The sequence below is a fragment of the Streptomyces sp. T39 genome (assembly GCF_008042045.1).
Lineage (GTDB): Bacteria > Actinomycetota > Actinomycetes > Streptomycetales > Streptomycetaceae > Streptomyces.
In genome coordinates this window covers 3,096,460-3,114,564 of sequence record NZ_RDBP01000012.1, presented here as the reverse complement: position 1 = coordinate 3,114,564, position 18,105 = coordinate 3,096,460, and the positions used below count along the sequence as shown (strand labels likewise).

Sequence of the window (18,105 nt, the reverse complement as noted above, 5' to 3'; positions counted from 1 at the left end):
GCCCCCGACACCCCCCGCCGTCAGTCGTGCCGAAGCCCGGAGTCGTCCGGTTCGCCCGCGTCCTCGGCGGCCTGCGGGTCGTCCGCGTCCCGGTGGACGTAGCGCAGGACGCCCCACATGCTCCGCTCGTCCGGGACGTCCTCGGGCCGGCCGCTCTGCGCGCACGCGGCGACCTCCTTGCGCAGCGCGTCCGCGTCGATGCCGGAGCCGATCAGCACCAGCTGCGTCAGGCGCTCCTCGCCCGGCGGCCACGGCTCGGGATAGAAGCGCAGGAACCGGCCCACCGCGTGGACGGCGTACCGGTGGGCCGGATCGGCCGCCCCGAAGCCGACCCAGCCCTTGATCCGGTAGAGACCGGGTGGCCGGGTGTCCAGGAAGTCCATCAGGCGCCGGGGGTGGAGCGGCGCCGCGGAGACGGCGGAGACGCTCTCGTACGCGGCGTGCAGATGCCCCTCGTGGCCGTGCTCGGCGTCGTAGGCGTCCGCGTGGAGGTCCTCGAAGGAGAGCTGGCGGACCTTCTCCGCACGCTCCGGACGCGCGGCGGGGTCGAGCAGCAGCTCGGGATCGATCCGGCCGTACGCGGTCTCCACGACCGGGGTCCCGGGGGCGATCGCGTCGAGCGCCTCGCGCACCGCCGCGACCCCGGCCACGCCCGCCCGGTCCGTCTTGTTGAGGACCACGAGGTCGGCGAGGGCCAGATGCCGGTCGATCTCGGGGTGCCGGGTCCGGGTGGCGTCGAACTCGACCGCGTCGACGACCTCGGCCAGTCCGCCGTAGACGATGCGGGGGTTCTCGCTGGCGAGCACCATGCGCACGAGTTCCTCGGGCTCGGCGAGTCCGGAGGCCTCCACCACGATGACGTCGATCCGGGCCGAGGGGCGGGTGAGCTTCTCCAGGTACTCGTCGAGCTCACCGGCGTCGACCGCGCAGCACAGGCAGCCGTTGCCGAGGGAGATCGTCGAGCCGACCTGCCCCGCCACGGTCATGGCGTCGACCTCGATGGCCCCGAAGTCGTTGACGACGACGCCGATGCGGTTGCCGCCGTTGCGACGCAGCAGATGGTTGAGGAGCGTGGTCTTGCCCGATCCGAGGAAGCCCGCGAGGACGACGACGGGGATCTGGGACCTGCTCGGACTCACCTTGGCACCTCATGACGACGACTCGGACGGTTCGGGACGGCTCAGGGCCGGCCACCGGGCGGGCTGCGCGGGCCTCCGGCCGCCGCCGACTGCCCGGGCGCACCAGGATAGGCGCGGGGAACGGGCCGGTGTGCGGGCGCCCCGCCGTTCCCCGAGGCGTCCCGGGGGCCGGACCCTGGGGCCGGACCACACCGTCTGACCTGGACGTTTCCGAAAGACGGCGGGGCCGTCTACCGTCTTCGGGCATGAGCCCCGTACCGACCGGCCCCGCCCGCCGACGGCGGTTCGGCTGGCCGCAGCGGGTCTTCTCCCAGGTCCTGCTGATGCAGCTGACGATCGCCACCGGAGTCACCGCGCTGGCCACCGGCCTGTTCCTGGCACCGCTGAGCGACCAGCTGGACGACCAGGCCATGCGGCGGGCGCTGGCCATCGCCCAGACCACCGCCTCCCCGGAGCTCGCCGGGGAGGTGACCACCAGCCGGCCCGACGCGGGCGGCGCGGTGCAGCGCGAGGCCGAGCGCATCCGGCTCGCCACCGGTGCCGAGTACATCGTGGTGATGAACGCCGCGGGTGTCCGCTGGTCCCACACCTCGCCCGCCGAGATCGGGCGGCCCGTCTCCACCGACCCCAGCGAGGCGCTGGCCGGCCGTGCCGTGATGGAGATCGACAGCGGCACCCTCGGCCGCTCGGCGCGCGGCAAGGTCCCGCTGAGGGACGACGGGGGCCGGATCGTCGGCGCGGTGTCCGTCGGCATCGAGTACGACAGCGTCCGCGCCCGGCTGCTGGAGGCCATTCCCGGGCTGCTCGCCTACGCGGGAGGCGCGCTGGCCGTCGGCGCGCTCGCCGCCTACCTGATCTCCCGCAGACTGCAGCGCCAGACCCACGACCTCGCGTTCTCGGACATCTCCGCGCTGCTGGCCGAACGGGAGGCCATGCTCCACGGCATCCGGGAGGGCGTGGTGGCCCTCGACCGCGGCGGCCGCGTCAGGCTCCTCAACGACGAGGCCCAGCGGCTGCTCGCCGTCGGAACCGACGTCGTCGGCCGTCCGTTGGAGGAGGCGATGGGGCCGGGGCGGACCACGGAGGTGCTGGCGGGTCGGGTCACCGGTGACGACCTGCTGACCGTGCGGGGCAGCAGGGTCCTCGTCGCGAACCGCATGCCGACGGACGACGGCGGTGCCGTCGTGACCTTGCGCGACCGCACCGAGCTGGAGCAGCTCGGCAGGGAGCTCGACTCCACCCGCGGTCTGATCGACGCGCTGCGCGCGCAGGACCACGAGCACGCCAACCGGATGCACACCCTGCTGGGCCTGCTCGAACTGGAGATGTACGAGGACGCGATGGAGTACGTCACCGAGGTGGTGGGCGTCCACCGGGCCACGGCGGAGCAGGTGACCGAGAAGGTCCACGACCCCTTGCTCGCCGCGCTGCTGGTCGGAAAGGCGGCGGTGGCGGCGGAGCGGGGCGTGTCGCTGCGGATGGCGCCCTCCTCGCTGCTCCCGGACCGCCTGGTCGACCCGCGGGGGCTGGTGACGGTCGTCGGGAACCTCGTGGACAACGCGCTGGACGCGGCCGCCGGCACACCGCGTGCGACCGTGGAGGTCGCGCTGCGGGCGGACGGCCGCACGGTCGGGGTACGGATCACCGACAGCGGGCCCGGCGTACCGGAGGAGCGGCGTGAGCTGATCTTCGCCGAGGGCTGGTCCACCAAGGAGCTGCCCACGCACGGCAAGCGGGGCCTGGGGCTCGCGCTGGTGCGGCTGTTCGCCGAGCGGCAGGGCGGGAGCGCGGAGGTGCGGGAGGCTCCCGCGGGCGGCGCCGAGTTCACCGTCGTGCTGCCGGAGGCCCTGGCGGAGGCGGCGGAGGGGCCCGCGGACCCCGCACCGGACCCGTCGCCGGACCGCGGCCCGGCCGGTCCCGTCGGCGACGATCGCTCGGGCGGCGCGGACACGGCCGGGGTGCCGCCTGCGCGGCGGGCGCCGGCGCAGTCGGCGGCCCCGGGACAACCTGCCTCGCCGTCACAGGCGACCGGGCGGACACGGCGGGCGCGATGATCGATGTACTGGTCGTGGACGACGACACCCGGGTCGCGGAGATCAACGCCGCGTATGTCGCGAAGCTCCCGGACTTCCGCGTCGTCGCCCGGGCGCATTCGGCCGCCGAGGCCCTCGCCCGGCTCGCCGAGACGCCCGTCGACCTGATCCTGCTGGACCACTACCTTCCGGACGGGAACGGCCTCGCGGTCGTCAGGGAACTGCGGCGCCTCGGACACCACACCGACGTGATCATGGTGACCGCCGCGCGGGACGTGGCCACCGTCCAGGCGGCGATGCGTCACGGTGCCCTCCAGTACCTCGTCAAGCCGTTCACCTTCGCCGGGCTGCGCGCCAAGCTGGAGGCGTACGCGGCACTGCGGCGGACCCTCGACGGCGGCGGCGAGGCCGAGCAGGCGGACGTGGACCGGATCTTCGGCACGCTGGCGGCAGGCACCGCCGCGCCCGACCTGCCGAAGGGGCACTCTCCCACCACGGCCGGGGTGGTACGCCAGGTGCTGCTCGCGGCCGAGGGGCCGCTGTCGGCGCAGGAGATCGCCGAACAGGCGGGGATCAGCCGCCAGACGGCACAGCGCTATCTGAAACTGCTGGAGAAGGCCGGCCGGGTCAGCCTGAGCCTGCGGTACGGCGAGACGGGGCGGCCCGAGCACCGGTACCGGTGGACCAGAAGCGCCTGACCCTGCCCGGCCCCTGTGGCGCCCGGCACCGCCGCAGGCCGGGTGAGGGCCCCCGGGACGGACGGACCGATCCAAGGCCGCCGGGGCGGCTGCCGACGGACGTCCGTGGACGCCGGGCCGTCCGCGCCTCCGGCTGAGAAGCCGGCGCGTGTTGCGGAAACCCCGCCTGCCCCGCAACGCCTGGCACGCCCTAGACGGCGCCGGCTCCGGTCAGCGCCCGCACCTCCGTCTCCGCGTGCCGGGCGTCGTCCGGGGGCTCCGGGGACGTCACCGTGCCGATCCAGCCCGCCAGGAAGCCCAGCGGGATCGAGACGAGTCCCGGATTCTCCAGCGGGAAGACCTGGAAGTCGACACCGGGGAAGAGCGCCTGCTCGCTCCCCGACACCACCGGTGACAGCACCACGAGCAGCACGGCCGGCACCAGGCCGCCGTAGACCGACCAGAGCGCGCCGCGCGTGGTGAAGCCCCGCCAGAAGAGCGAGTAGAGCAGGACGGGGAGGTTGGCCGAGGCCGCTACGGCGAACGCCAGGCCCACCAGGAAGGCCACGTTCAGGTCGCGGGCGAGCAGTCCGAGCCCGATGGCGACCGCGCCGATGCCGACGGCGGCCAGCCGCGCGACGGCGACCTCGCCGAGCCGGCGCCGTGGCGGGCGCCCGTCACGGGGCCGCTCACGGCCGGGGTTTCGCCGCAGGGAGGCGACCAGGTCGTGTGCGACGGAGGCGGACGACGCCAGGGTGATGCCCGCGACGACGGCGAGGATCGTCGCGAAGGCGATGGCGGCGACGACCGCGAACAGCACCGTGCCACCGGTCGAACCGGCTCCGCCGCCGAGGTCCAGGGCGAGGAGGGGCACGGCCGTGTTGCCCGCCGCGTTGGACGCCCGGACCTCGGCCGTGCCGACGACCGCGGCGGCTCCGAAGCCGAGGACGATGGTCATCAGGTAGAAGCTGCCGATGAGTCCGATGGACCAGACGACCGAGCGACGGGCGGCCCGCGCGGTCGGCACGGTGTAGAAGCGCGACAGGATGTGCGGCAGTCCCGCCGTGCCGAGCACCAGGGCCAGCCCGAGGCTGATGAAGTCCAGCCGGGAGGTCCAGTCTCCTCCGTACCTCAGCCCGGGGGCGAGGAAGTCGCTTCCGTGGCCGCTGCGTTCGGCGGCGGAGGTGAGCAGCTGTCCCACGTCTCCGCCGAAGCGCACCAGCACGAGCACCGTCATGGCGACCGCCCCGGCCATGAGCAGCACGGCCTTCACGATCTGGATCCAGGTGGTGGCCCGCATCCCTCCCATCGACACGTAGATCACCATGAGGGCACCGACGCCGACGACGGTCCACGAGCGCGCGGCCTCGCTCGAACCGCCCAGCAGCAGCGCGACGAGGGAACCGGCCCCCACCATCTGCGCCACCAGGTACAGAACGGACACGGTGACCGAGGAAGTCCCCGAGGCGATGCGCACCTTGCGGGCGCTCATCCGCGAGGCGACCACATCGGCGAGCGTGAACCGCCCGCAGTTGCGCACCAGTTCCGCGACGAGGAACAGCACCACCAGCCAGGCCACCAGGAATCCGACGGAGTAGAGCATGCCGTCGTAGCCGAACAGGGCGATCAGGCCGGAGATGCCGAGGAAGGACGCGGCCGACATGTAGTCACCGGCGATGGCGAAGCCGTTCTCCATCGGGGAGAAGAGCCGTCCTCCCGCGTAGAACTCCTCGGCCGAGCCGCGCCGGTTGCGGCTCACCCAGGTGGTGATGCCGAGGGTGACCGCGACGAAGGCGCTGAACAGGACGAGGGCGAGAGCCTGGTGGTCGCCGCTCACCGGCCGGCTCCGCGGGTCATCTCCTGGGTGTCCCAGCGCAGCTCCAGGGCGGCCCGGTCCCGCCGCAGCCGCGCGTGCCGGGCGTACGCCCAGGTCAGGACGAACGTGGTGAGGAACTGCGCGAGTCCGGCCACCATCGCCACGTTGACCGCGCCGGCGACCGGCCTGGCCATCAGTCCGGGGGCGGCGGTCGCCGCCACGACGTACGCCAGGTACCAGAGCAGGAAGGCCAGGGTGGCGGGCACGACGAACCGGCGGTAGCGGCGGCGCACCTCCTGGAAGGCGGGGCTGCGCTGCACCTGGAGGTAGATGTCGGCGGCGCTGGGTGCCGTGTGCTGCTCGCCCGGGCCGGCGGGCGGGGCGGGGGCCCGCCCGCCGCCGGCGTCCCCCCAGCCGGTGACGGGCGCCGCGTCCCACGGGTCCTCGAGCCGCACGCCGGCGGCCTCCCGCCCTTCCTGCTTCTCCACGCTCAACTCTCCTTGTCAGCGAACCGTTTCGGTACGCATGCACAAGGATGGACAGAGCGGGAGCATCCCGGACTCTCTCCCCGGGGCTCTTCACCCCATCAGGTGACGAAGGGCCCCGGGACCGGGCGGTCGGTCAGGCGTCGATGCGCGACCGGTCGAGCGTGGCGGCCGAGCTGGTGATGAACTCCTTGCGAGGGGCGACCTCGTTGCCCATCAGGAGGTCGAAGACCTGCTCGGAGGACTCCAGGTCACCGATGTTGATCCGGCGCAGGGTGCGGTGCCTCGGGTCCATCGTGGTCTCCGCCAGCTGGTCCGCGTCCATCTCCCCGAGACCCTTGTAGCGCTGGATCGAGTCCTTGAACCGGACGCCCTTGCGCTGGAACTCCAGCAGCGTCTGGCGCAGTTCGTTGTCGGAGTACGTGTACACGTACTTGTCCTGGCCCTTCTTGGGCTGGACGAGCTCGATCCGGTGCAGCGGCGGGACGGCGGCGAAGACGCGGCCGGCCTCGACCATGGGCCGCATGTACCGCTGGAAGAGCGTGAGCAGCAGGGTGCGGATGTGCGAGCCGTCGACGTCGGCGTCGGTCATCATGATGACCTTGCCGTAGCGGGCCGCGTCGATGTCGAAGGTGCGGCCGGACCCGGCTCCTATGACCTGGATGATCGCGCCGCACTCGGCGTTCTTCAGCATGTCGGAGACGGACGACTTCTGGACGTTGAGGATCTTGCCGCGGATGGGCAGCAGAGCCTGGAACTCGCTGTTGCGGGCCAGCTTGGCCGTGCCCAGCGCCGAGTCCCCCTCGACGATGAAGAGCTCGCTGCGCTCCACGTCGTCGCTGCGGCAGTCGGCGAGCTTCGCGGGGAGCGAGGAGGACTCCAGGGCCGTCTTGCGGCGCTGGGCGTCCTTGTGCTGACGGGCCGCGATGCGTGTGCGAGCGGCGGCCACGGCCTTCTCCAGCACGGCCCGCGCCTGCGCCTTGGCGTCGCGCCTGGTGGAGGTCAGGAACGCCTTGAGCTCCTTGGCGACCACGTTCGCGACGATCCGGTTGGCCGCCGAGGTGCCGAGGACCTCCTTGGTCTGGCCCTCGAACTGCGGCTCGGCCAGGCGGACCGTGACGACCGCCGTGAGGCCCTCCAGGGCGTCGTCCTTGACGATGTCGTCCTCGGCGACGCGCAGCAGCTTGGCGGAGCGCAGCACCTCGTTCATGGTCTTGGTCACGGAGCGTTCGAAGCCGGTGACGTGGGTGCCGCCCTTGGGGGTGGCGATGATGTTGACGAACGACTTGACGGAGGTGTCGTAGCCCGTGCCCCAGCGCATGGCGATGTCGACGCCGAGCTCGCGGGTGACCTCGGTGGGGGTCATGTGGCCGCGGTCGTCGAGGACGGGGACGGTCTCCTTGAAGGTGCCCTGCCCGCTCAGCCGCAGCACGTCGCAGACGGCCTTGTCCTGCGCGAGGTACTCGCAGAATTCGCTGATTCCGCCGTCGAAGTGGAACGTCTCGACGCTCTTGCCCTCGCCGTCGCCCCCGGCCGGACCGCGCTCGTCGCGGACGACGATGGTCAGGCCCGGCACCAGGAAGGCGGTCTGGCGGGCCCGCTGGTGGAGCGTGTCCAGGGAGAGCCGGGCGTCCTTGAGGAAGATCTGCCGGTCGGCCCAGTACCGCACACGGGTGCCGGTGCGGGCCTTGGGCACCCGCTTGCCCTTGAGGAGCCCGCTGGACGGGTCGAAGGGGGCGTCGGGGCCGGACTCGGTGAAGATGCCCGGGACACCGCGCCGGAAACTGATCATGTGGGTGGCCGCGCCGCGGTCCACCTCGACGTCCAGACGGGCCGAGAGGGCGTTGACCACCGAGGCGCCGACGCCGTGGAGGCCGCCGGACGCGGCGTAGGAGCCGCCGCCGAACTTTCCGCCGGCGTGCAGCTTGGTCATCACCACCTCGACGCCGGAGAGGCCCGTCTTCGGCTCGACGTCGACGGGGATGCCCCGGCCGTTGTCCCGGACCTCGACGGAGCCGTCCTCGTGGAGGAGGACCTCGATGTGGTCGCAATGACCGCCGAGGGCTTCGTCGACGGAATTGTCGATGATCTCCCACAGGCAGTGCATCAGGCCGCGGCTGTCGGTCGACCCGATGTACATACCGGGTCGCTTGCGAACCGCTTCGAGGCCTTCCAGGACGAGCAGATGCCGCGCGGTGTAGTTGGAGCCGTCACGGTCTGCGGTCAGCAGCGCCGTGGATGGCACGGACGTTTCGGCGGTCACGCGGTTCGCTCCTCGCTGAATTTCAGATGGGGCCAAGTGGGGTAGGGGCCCGGGCGTCGGTCGCCGCACAGAGCGTACCGAGGCCTGGTAGAGCCGATGTAACGCCACCCACATGATTTCTCATGCTAGTCCAGCATCGCATGCATGTTCGATCCCTCGTCAGGGTGACGTGAACATCACGTTCCCTTCGAGGCATGAACCATTTAGGCTCCGGGCACGTCCTCATCAACAACCGGCAACCCAGCCGGGAGGGCCGACCGAGACAAGCAACCGCGAAATCCGTAGAGCGAAGCAATACGGCTCATTCGCCGCCAACCGGCAGCAGACAGCCACCTCGGGAAAAGTTTCGAGGAAAAGCCACGAGCGGGAACGTTTTGGGGCTGGTTGGATGTTGACCCTGGTACGACAGCTCGTCGAGCTAGAGAAGAGGCGACGTGACTACTGTTCTGACCCCCGCGAGCCCGCTGACGGCCGCTGACCGCTGCGACCGTTGCGGCGCCCAGGCATACCTGCGCGTTGTTCTGATCAGCGGCGGCGAACTGCTCTTCTGCGCCCATCACGGGCGCAAGTTCGAGCCGGAACTCAAGAAGATCGCCGCTGAGATACAGGACGAGACGGACCGGCTGACGGTTGTGCCGACCGGCACCGGCGAAGAGGATCACTGACCCTCACACGCGACGAGCCAAGGCCGGTCCAGGACCGGCGACGGGCGGCCGCCCCTGGACACCAGGAGCGGCCGCCCGTTCTCGTACCGTCGCCGCCTCCGCGGGCGGCGGCGGTACGCGGTCAGTCCCCGCCGGCGGGCGGCATGCCCGGCACCGACGGGATCACGGCGGAGACCCGGGTGTAGACGCCCGGCCCGTCGGGGCGCCCGCAGCCGCTCCCCCAGGAGACCAGTCCGATGAGCCGCCCCCCGGCCACGAGCGGGCCTCCGCTGTCCCCCTGGCACGCGTCGTGCCCGCCCGCGGTGTCACCGGCGCAGAGCATCGTGGAGGGCGTGTAGCGGCCGTCGGCGCCGCCGGGGTACGCCGTGGCGCAGTTCTCGTCCGGGAGCACCGACACCCGGGCCGCCCGCAGCTTCGACGCGTAGCGGCCCGCCCCGGTGGTGTCGCCCCAGCCGTAGACGACGGCCTCCGTGCCGGGCCTGTAGGCCTCGTCCCCCGCCCGGGCGACCGGCAGCACCCGGGATGCCGGGAGGGCCTCGGAGAGGGTCAGCAGGGCCATGTCGGGGCTGTTCGCGTCGGGGTCGTACTCCGGCGGGATCCAGCTGGAGCGCACCGCGACCTCCTGCCCGCCCTCGCCCTCCAGATCGGTTCTGCCGGACACCACCCTCAGATCGCGGACCAGGCCCACGTCCTTGCCCAGCACCGCCGGGCTCAGACAGTGGGCCGCCGTCATCACCGTCGTGGGCGACACCACGACGCCCCCGCAGAACTGGCCGGCGCGCGCTGCGCCGAACCGGTCACGGCTGGACAGCGCGACCACCCACGGACTGCTGTCCGCAGACACCTCGTAACCGCCGATGACCACGCTGTCGGCCACCGCGGGCGACGGCATCACCAGGGGTGATGCGATCGCGGCCGCGATCAGGGCGGACAGACCGGCCGGGCCTCGGACGCTGGGACGACGCATACGCTCTCCTGACTCTGCGTGACTCGTTCTCACTCAGCGTCGTGCAGGGGGCCGGGGCCCGCACCCCCGCGGCCGCCACGGCACGGCGGAGGGCCCGGCCCCCTCGCGGGGACCGGGCCCTCCGGTGTCGGCGCGTGCGCCGCGACCTAGTCGAGGTAGTCGCGCAGCACCTGCGAACGCGACGGGTGCCGCAGCTTGGACATCGTCTTGGACTCGATCTGACGGATGCGCTCACGCGTCACGCCGTAGACCTTGCCGATCTCGTCCAGGGTCTTCGGCTGGCCGTCCGTGAGACCGAAGCGCATGGAGACCACGCCCGCCTCACGCTCGGACAGGGTGTCGAGCACCGAGTGCAGCTGCTCCTGGAGCAGGGTGAAGCTGACCGCGTCGGCCGGGACGACCGCCTCGGAGTCCTCGATGAGGTCACCGAACTCGCTGTCGCCGTCCTCGCCGAGCGGGGTGTGCAGCGAGATGGGCTCGCGGCCGTACTTCTGGACCTCGATGACCTTCTCGGGGGTCATGTCGAGCTCCTTGGCCAGCTCCTCCGGGGTGGGCTCGCGGCCCAGGTCCTGGAGCATCTGGCGCTGCACGCGCGCGAGCTTGTTGATGACCTCGACCATGTGCACCGGGATACGGATGGTGCGGGCCTGGTCGGCCATGGCACGGGTGATCGCCTGACGGATCCACCAGGTGGCGTACGTGGAGAACTTGTAGCCCTTGGTGTAGTCGAACTTCTCGACGGCGCGGATCAGACCGAGGTTGCCCTCCTGGATGAGGTCCAGGAAGAGCATGCCGCGACCGGTGTAGCGCTTGGCCAGCGAGACGACCAGACGGAGGTTGGCCTCCAGCAGGTGGTTCTTGGCCCGGCGGCCGTCCTCGGCGATGATCTCCAGCTCGCGCTTGAGCTTGGGCGCCAGCTTGTCGGCGCTCGCCAGCTTGTCCTCGGCGAACAGTCCGGCCTCGATGCGCTTGGCGAGCTCCACCTCCTGCTCCGCGTTGAGCAGGGGGACCTTGCCGATCTGCTTGAGGTAGTCCTTGACCGGGTCCGCGGTGGCGCCGGCGACGGCGACCTGCTGCGCGGGCGCGTCGTCCTCGTCGTCGTCGGAGAGGACGAAGCCCTTGCTCTCGCCCTCGGTCTCCTCCTCGTCGCCCTTGCCGCCGGGCTGGACGTCGTCGATCAGCTCCTCGCCCTCGGCGAGCTCGTCGGCGTCCTTCTTGCCCGCGGTCTTCTTCGCCGCGGTCTTCTTGGCGACGGTCTTCTTGACCGCGGTCTTCTTGGCGACCGTCTTCTTGGCGGCGGCCTTCTTGGCAGGGGCGGCCGCCGAGTCCTCCGCCGTGGCCTCGACGGTCTCGGCGGCCGGCGCCGCGGTGGCGGCAACGGTCTTCGCCGTGGTCGTCTTGGCGGCGACGGTCTTGGTGGCGGTGCGCTTGGCCGGGCTCTTCGCTGCGACGCTCTTGCGGGCGCGCTTCGGCGACTCCGCTGCACTGACCATCAGCGTCACACCCTCTTCCTCGAGGATCTGGTTGAGGCTGCGCAGAACATTCTTCCACTGGGTTGGCGGAATCTGGTCAGCCTCGAAGGCACGACGCACGTCATCGCCGGCGATCTGCCCATCAGCCTTTCCCCGCTCGATGAGCGCCATCACAGACTCGGACTCGGCGATCTCCGGCGGGAGCGTACGGGATGTGCTGGCCGACACGAACAACCTCTCGGAACGATGGAAACGGCTTCCGGCCCCGCCCATGATCGGGCCGGAGCCGACGACCACCGGGCTGCGGATGTGCCGGTGGGCGCGCGGGCTGAACCTGGGAGCTGTCACAGCGCCGTCCCCGGCGGCTGTATTCCCTCCTCGGCTGTCACCTCTTAGGTCATCGCAGCGTTTCGAGGAGTGTTACGCCCATTTCGCGTGGCCCGAGTCACACCTCGAAGGGGGCAAGTCCAGACGTAACGTGACAGACCACGTACAGCGTGTCGCCGGATCCCCCGCGGAATCCGGCGACACGCCGTACGGACGCCTCTCGCGCGCGCCCGCCGCGGCGGTCAGTGCTCGCGCGGAGCGGGAACCACGCGGTCCACGTCCGGGTGCACGGTGAGCAGCTGGCGCATGGCGGATTCTGCCGCGTGCTGGTCGCCGGATGCGAGGGCGTCGGCGATCCGGGCGTGGTGCGCGACGGACGCCTCGGTCGGACGGTCACAGCCGGCGATCGGCCCCCCCGACACCTGAAGGGCCGCCGAGACGATTCCGGAGAGGTGCTCCAGCATGCGGTTGCCCGCGAGCTGGATGAGCAGCGAGTGGAATTCGGCATCGGCCCGCGAGAAGGTGAGTCCATCACCCTGGGCGAGGGCATGGCCCATGATCTCGACCATGTCCCCCATCCGCTGCTGCACCTCGTCGCGGCCGTGCCCCGCCGCGAGACGCGCGGCGAGCGGCTCGATCGTCCAGCGCAGCTCGTTCAGCTCCCTGCGCTGGTCGTCGCGCTGAGGGCCGAAGGCGCGCCACTCGATGATGTCGGGGTCGAGGAGATTCCAGTCGCTGACCGGCCGCACCCGCGTACCGACGTTCGGGCGGGCGCTCACCAGCCCCTTGGCCTCCAGCACGCGCAGCGACTCGCGCACCACGGTGCGCGAGACCTCGAAGCGCTGGCCGATCTCCTCGGGCACGAGCGGGCGGTCGGCGCCCAGGTCGCCGGAGACGATCATCTGTCCGAGCTGCTGGACGAGTTGGCCGTGCAGTCCGCGGCCGCGGCTGCCGGCCGTGCGGCGGGGCGCCCGCCCCAGCTCCACGTCCGCGCCCTGCCACGCGGGCGGCGCGACGCGGGCGGCGCCCGGCGACTCCGCGTAGGGGTATCGGTCGAGTTCGCCCGGGCCGGCCAGGGCGGACTCGGCGGGGCGGGCGGCGGTCATCATGGTGTGCGCAAGGGTACTCACGCATCCTTTGTCGGCGCGGCTTCCCAGCCCCTTGAGGTCTTTGGTGAAAAGCACACGAAAGGGTGATCAGCGCCCGCTCCCCCATTGACGCCTTATCGGAAGGAAGCGGACCCTTTCACGGAAGTTGTGACCACCGCGCCACCATGTGGTCCGGCACGATCACCAAGTCGCCCTCCGCCGGAGCGCGATGGACAGATACGCGCAGATGAGAGCCGACAGCGACAACACCAGCGCGGCACCGAACGGTTGGACGACGAGTTCCAGGGCGGCCCGGATCCAGCGGTCGGCGCTCTCGGGAAGCCGGCCCTGCGTCATGGCCCGAAGTCGCCCGGCCAGGCCGGTGATCGAACGGACGGCCGCACCGGGCAGCGCGAACTCGACCAGCGGGGCGATGAGTACGGGAACGGCGAGCACGGCGGCCACCCCGGCGGCCGTGACCCGGAAGACGGCGGCGGCGAGCAGGCCCGCCCAGGCGCAGCCGACGCACAGGCCCAGCCAACGGATGCCGGGATCCGCCCAGTTCTCCCGCGCCGCGGTCAAGTCGGCACCGTGCAGCAGACGCAGGACCTGGGCGTCGACCACGACGGCGAGCACCGCCAGGGTCACCGCAGCGGCGGCCGTCACGGCCAGCTTGGCCAGCAGCACTGCGGGGCGCCGCGGGGAGACCCCGCGCACCGCGGCGAGCGCGGGGAACCGGAACTCCTCGCCGTAGGAGAGTGCGCCGATCAGCCCGGCGCCGAAGGCCGCCGGCGGCAGCGGGAGGAATCCGGGCCAGGCCGCCAGGGCCGCGGGCGGCACGGCGCCCGCGCCGTGGGCGAGCAGGAGGCACAGTGCCGGCGACGAGACCAGGACCGCCACCGCGACCAGGGGGGCCGTGCGGACTCCGAGCATCCGGCGCAGTTCGTACCGCAGCGCCCGGCGGGGGCTCCGCGGCCGGCGCGGGGGCGCGGCAGGCGCCTCGTCCGTCGCCCGGAGCACGTCGGCCGGGTCCGCGGCGGCGGCCCGCTCGTCGCGGGACGGGGGCCGGCCGGCGGGGGCGGCGGCTGCCAGGGCCGAGACCTCGGGGGCGGCGGCTGCCGGGGCCGAGGCCTCGGGGGCGGACGCGTGCCGCGCCTCGGCCGTGCCGGTCCCGACCTCTTCGGTCAGCCGGTGGACGAGCACCCCGTGCCGGTACGCCGTCTCCCCGATCTCCGGACAGCTGCTCCCGTACACGGACAGCAGGCTGCCGCTCTCGGTCACCACCTCCACCGACCGCCTGGCCGCGCGCGCCTCCCTGCGGACGGCGTCCGAGAGGCGCGCCGCATGGGGGGTGCGGACGCTCACCCGGGGCCGCAGCCTGGTCCGCGCGAACGCCTCGGCGTCCTGGTCGGCGACGACCTTCCCGCCGTCGAGGGTGATCACATGGTCGGCGAAACGGGCCGCCTCCTTCGGGTCTCGGGTCGCGCACAGAACGGTGCCGCCGGCGGCCGCGTGATCCCGCAGCCGCGCGAGGAGCCAGGCGCCGTCGCGTGCGGAGAGGTCCCTGCAGGGCTCGTCGAGGATCAGGGTGTGCGGGTCGCCCAGCAGGGCCGCGGCAAGAGCGAGCCGGCGGTCCATGCCCCGGGACAGCAGCCCCAGCCGCTCGTCCCGCAGGGCGCCGAGCCCGACGGCGTCGAGCAGTTCGTCCGCGCGGGCGACGGGCACGCCCACGGCCGCGCTCAGCATCCGCAGGTGCCCGCCCGCCGTGCGGGCGGGATGGCCGGGCACCTCTCCCAGTACGAGGCCGATCTCTCGCGCCGGATCGGCGACGCGGTGGAGGGGGGTGCCCCGGAACCAGGTCATGCCCCGGCCCGCGTCGAGCCCCGCGATCAGCCGCACCACGGTCGTCTTCCCCGCGCCCGGCTCCCCGAGCAGGGCGGTGACCTGGCCCGGCAGGCACTCGAACGAGATGTCGTCGACGGCCGGCCGGCCCTCGGCGCGGCGGACACTGGTCACTCCGACGGCCTGGAGCATCGCTTCTCTCGCCTCTCTCGCGGAAGGTGAGACCGCTCAGCGGCAGCACGGGTACCGCAGCAAGATAACGCGACATTTACGACTTTTCGTGCATCGGATGCCGACCGGGTGTGTGTGCGGGCGGCGGGCGGCTCGGCGGGCGGCGGCGTCAGACCTCGGGACGCAGCATCGGCGGATTCAGCAGCGTGGCCCCGCCCGCCCTGAACAGCTGGGCCGGGCGGCCTCCCTGACGGGTCGTGGTGCCGCCGGCGGGGACGAGGAAACCAGGTGTCCCCGTCACCTTGCGGTGGAAGTTGCGGGGGTCGAGCGCGACGCCCCACACCGCCTCGTACACCCGCCGCAGCTCGCCCACGGTGAACTCGGGCGGACAGAACGCGGTGGCCAGCGACGAGTACTCGATCTTGGAGCGTGCCCGCTCCACCCCGTCCGCCAGGATCGTGGCGTGGTCGAAGGCGAGCGGCGCCTGCTCGTCATCCGCCGCCGCGCCGTCCCGCGCGGCGAGCAGTTCCTCGACCGGGGCCCAGCGCGCGCTGTTGGCGTCGCCTCCTGCGCGGGGCGCCGGCAGATCGGGGGCGAGCACCAGATGGGCGACGCTGACCACACGCATCCGCGGATCGCGCCGGGGGTCGCCGTAGGTGGCGAGCTGCTCCAGATGGGCTCCGTTGCCCGGCGCGGGCGATGCCGGGTCGTGCGCACACAGGCCGGTCTCCTCGGCGAGCTCACGGCCCGCCGCGCCCGCGAGGTCCTCGTCACCCCGTACGAACCCTCCGGGCAGCGCCCACCGCCCCTGGAACGGCGGCTCCCCGCGGCGTACGACGAGCGCGCACAGCGCATGCCGTCGCACGGTGAGCACGACCAGATCGACGGTGACGGCGAACGGCGGAAAGGCCGACGGGTCGTAGGGCGACATGCCGCGATCATAGTCGTCTGCCTGACGATAAAGACACCCTTCCCCCTGTGTTCCGGCGGTTCGGGCCGAGCGCCGCCCGACGGGCACGAGGGCTCGTCACACGCCCAGTTGCAGGCCCTCGGCGGCCTCCTCGACCACCGCGAGCCCTCGCGCGCTCACCCGTAGCGCGAACGGCTCCCCGGCGACCCGCAGCCCCGAGATCCGCACCGGTCCGAGCGGGGCCGCGCGCATCGGACGCAGGGCGACGGTGCCGGCCGGGGCGTCGGGCCTGATCCCGGTGAGCGCCGTGGCCAGCAGGAGCGCGGACGCGGCGCCGAGCGCGGCGGGGCGGCAGGCCGCCGGGTGCGGGACCGGACCGCCTCCCGGCGTGCGCCGCAGCCCGGCGAACATCTCCGGCAGCCGGTGCCCGAACGCCTCGGCGGCGTCCAGCAGGCCGCGCGCCAGCCCCGCCGCCTCCCGCTCGAAACCCGCGGCGGCGAGCGCCGCGACGGCCACGGCGGTCTCGTGCACCCGCACGGCGCCGCTGCGATGACCGAGGGGGTTGTAGGCGCTCTCCCCCTCGCCGAGTGACCGCAGACCCCACCCCGAGTCGATCGCCGGGTCCCCGAGGAGCCGGGCCAGCCGAGCGGTGCGCCCCGCGTCGAGCAGCCCGGGCGCGAAGACGCCACCGGCCGCCAGTCCGGTGTCCAGCAGGTGCGCCGCGGCCGAACCGAGATGTCCGACGGGACGCCCGTCGGGCAGGCACCCCGCCACCGGCCGGCCGCCGGCGACGTCGTCGGTCCAGAACCGCCCCGGGAACGTCGTGCGCAGTTCCGCCGCCCACTCCCGCCAGTAGGCGCCGCCGGGGCGGCCCGCCGCGTCGAGCAGCCCGGCACCGAGCACGGCCGCCCGGTGCGCATGGGCCTGCGTCTCGGACCGCAGGAATCCCTGCCCTGCCGCCTCCTCGACCGCGGTGGAGTCTCCCGCCCTCCGGCGGAGCCAGCCGAGGCAGCGCTCCGCGACGGGCAGCAGCTCCGCGAGGTCGCGCTCAGGCAGCCCCCAGCGCCATGCCTCCGCCAGCACCACGGGGAAGGCCAGCGTCGCCTCCGTGCCGGTGCAGCCCGGCGGCACGTGCGGCCCGGCGGCGCGCAGTTCGCCCGGCAGCAGGCCGGACCCCGGTCCGCTGCCGGAGCGCTGGCCCCGGGCCGCCATGCGCAGGGCGGCGGATGCGAGCCGGGTGGAGAGCGGGAGCGCCGCCCTGGCGGCCCAGAGCGCATCCGCCGGCGCGGGCCGCATCCTCCACGGCACGCCCGCGGCGGCGCTCGCGTCGTCGGGCCGCGCCGGATCGCGGCACAGCAGGGCGCGCAGGTCGCCGACGGCCCCCTCGACCAGGGGGGCCAGCCGCCCGTCGTCGCACTCGACGGCCGGTGCCGGTACGAGCACCGCCGCGGCGGGCCGGGAGAGGGCCGCGTCGCGCCGAGGAGCACCCGGTCCGGGGCGCACGGACAGGCTGATCGTGCGCGACGCCCCGGGGGCGAGTCCGATCTCCCACCGCAGCAGCCCGGACGAGGCGAGTGTGGTGTCCGGGGCCGGGTCGGCGGTGACGACGGCTCCGGCGCCACCCGTGCCCTCCCGCGGCGCCCAGCGGATGCCGGTGTCGTGCACGGAGCCGGCGAGTTCGGGCCCGGGGCGGCCCGCGGCGACCGCGCCGAACCGGGCGAGATCCGTGGCGAGCGCGATCTCCACCGGCAGCCGGAGCGCCGTGGCCGAGAGGTTCTGCAGGACGATCCGTTCGGTGCCGTGCGCGTCACGCGTTCGTTCGACGAGGACGTCCGGATCGGGCGAACCCGTGGCGGACGTCCGCACGGCGCCGGTGAACTCGGCGCACTCCGCGGAGAGGATCCGTGATCGCAGCGGGAGGGGCGCGCGCCCGGCGACGCGCAGCAGGCAGCGGGAGAGCAGACGTCCACCGGAGCGGTAGACGCCCTCGATGCCGTGTCCGTCCAGCTGGCCGTGGAGCGGGGAGACGGCGAGCGCGGGCAGGGCGACGCACATGAGGGTGTGGTGGACGGGCGGCGGCTCGGGAGCGGACGGGACGGTGCGGCCGGCTGCGGGCAGCGCGGCCCGTTCCTGGTGCGGGGCGGTCGCCCGCCTGACTGCGTTGGGGGCCATGGGGTGCCTGCCGCGCCTTTCGTGCACGTCCGCCATCCGCCACTCACGGGACGGGGCGGGCCGGGCGGGACCGCCACC

At 73.1% G+C, this 18,105-nt stretch carries 13 protein-coding genes; 3 read left to right on the top strand and 10 right to left on the bottom strand.

Annotated elements, in window-relative coordinates; all coding sequences use genetic code 11:
• Positions 1-20: 20 nt before the first annotated feature.
• Positions 21-1,139, bottom strand: coding sequence for a CobW family GTP-binding protein (locus EAO77_RS15125; protein WP_147988497.1), 1,119 nt, complete (start codon positions 1,137-1,139; stop codon positions 21-23).
• A gap of 245 nt (positions 1,140-1,384) precedes the next feature.
• Between EAO77_RS15125 and EAO77_RS15120 the strand changes: the two genes are divergently transcribed.
• Together EAO77_RS15120 and EAO77_RS15115 are read left to right on the top strand one after the other, a co-directional pair.
• On the top strand, positions 1,385-3,193 hold the full coding sequence (locus EAO77_RS15120) for a sensor histidine kinase (RefSeq protein ID WP_147988496.1): 1,809 nt from the start codon (positions 1,385-1,387) through the stop codon (positions 3,191-3,193).
• On the top strand, positions 3,190-3,870 hold the full coding sequence (locus tag EAO77_RS15115; RefSeq protein ID WP_147988495.1) for a response regulator: 681 nt from the start codon (positions 3,190-3,192) through the stop codon (positions 3,868-3,870). Before EAO77_RS15120 ends, EAO77_RS15115 begins: the two co-directional genes overlap by 4 nt.
• 190 nt (positions 3,871-4,060) lie before the next feature.
• Here the strand turns inward: EAO77_RS15115 and EAO77_RS15110 are convergent, their stop codons facing one another.
• The 3 genes from EAO77_RS15110 to EAO77_RS15100 all read right to left on the bottom strand — a co-directional run bounded on the left by EAO77_RS15110 (position 4,061) and on the right by EAO77_RS15100 (position 8,413).
• A complete protein-coding gene (locus EAO77_RS15110) occupies positions 4,061-5,686 on the bottom strand; it encodes a cation acetate symporter (RefSeq protein WP_147988494.1) in 1,626 nt (541 codons plus the stop codon).
• Positions 5,683-6,153 carry a DUF485 domain-containing protein gene (locus EAO77_RS15105; protein ID WP_147988493.1) on the bottom strand — a complete coding sequence of 157 codons (471 nt, stop codon included), beginning with the start codon at positions 6,151-6,153 and terminating at the stop codon, positions 5,683-5,685. Before EAO77_RS15105 ends, EAO77_RS15110 begins: the two co-directional genes overlap by 4 nt.
• A gap of 133 nt (positions 6,154-6,286) precedes the next feature.
• Positions 6,287-8,413 (bottom strand): type IIA DNA topoisomerase subunit B, encoded by a 2,127-nt coding sequence (locus EAO77_RS15100; protein ID WP_147988492.1) that lies wholly within the window; start codon positions 8,411-8,413, stop codon positions 6,287-6,289.
• Positions 8,414-8,847: 434 nt separating this feature from the next.
• Here EAO77_RS15100 and EAO77_RS15095 point away from each other — a divergent pair, with 434 nt between their 5' ends.
• Complete coding sequence (locus tag EAO77_RS15095; RefSeq protein ID WP_147988491.1) at positions 8,848-9,078, top strand: hypothetical protein; 231 nt, start codon at positions 8,848-8,850, stop codon at positions 9,076-9,078.
• Between the two features lie 121 nt (positions 9,079-9,199).
• On the opposite strand, the gene EAO77_RS15090 is transcribed toward EAO77_RS15095, so the two are convergent.
• The 6 genes from EAO77_RS15090 to EAO77_RS15065 form a co-directional block, all read right to left on the bottom strand.
• Entirely contained in the window at positions 9,200-10,045 is an 846-nt protein-coding gene (locus EAO77_RS15090; RefSeq protein WP_147988490.1) for a serine protease, read from the bottom strand.
• 146 nt (positions 10,046-10,191) lie between these two features.
• Positions 10,192-11,745: an RNA polymerase sigma factor gene (locus EAO77_RS15085; protein WP_147988489.1), complete on the bottom strand. Its 1,554-nt coding sequence runs from the start codon at positions 11,743-11,745 to the stop codon at positions 10,192-10,194.
• A 341-nt stretch (positions 11,746-12,086) separates the two neighbouring features.
• Positions 12,087-13,028 carry a FadR/GntR family transcriptional regulator gene (locus EAO77_RS15080; RefSeq protein WP_315986093.1) on the bottom strand — a complete coding sequence of 314 codons (942 nt, stop codon included), beginning with the start codon at positions 13,026-13,028 and terminating at the stop codon, positions 12,087-12,089.
• Positions 13,029-13,133: 105 nt separating this feature from the next.
• A complete protein-coding gene (locus EAO77_RS15075; RefSeq protein WP_147988488.1) occupies positions 13,134-14,966 on the bottom strand; it encodes an ATP-binding cassette domain-containing protein in 1,833 nt (610 codons plus the stop codon).
• A 148-nt stretch (positions 14,967-15,114) separates the two neighbouring features.
• Complete coding sequence (locus tag EAO77_RS15070) at positions 15,115-15,876, bottom strand: NUDIX hydrolase (RefSeq protein WP_147988487.1); 762 nt, start codon at positions 15,874-15,876, stop codon at positions 15,115-15,117.
• Between the two features lie 96 nt (positions 15,877-15,972).
• On the bottom strand, positions 15,973-18,105 hold a 2,133-nt coding region (locus EAO77_RS15065), incomplete at its 5' end, for a glycogen debranching N-terminal domain-containing protein (protein ID WP_410088466.1).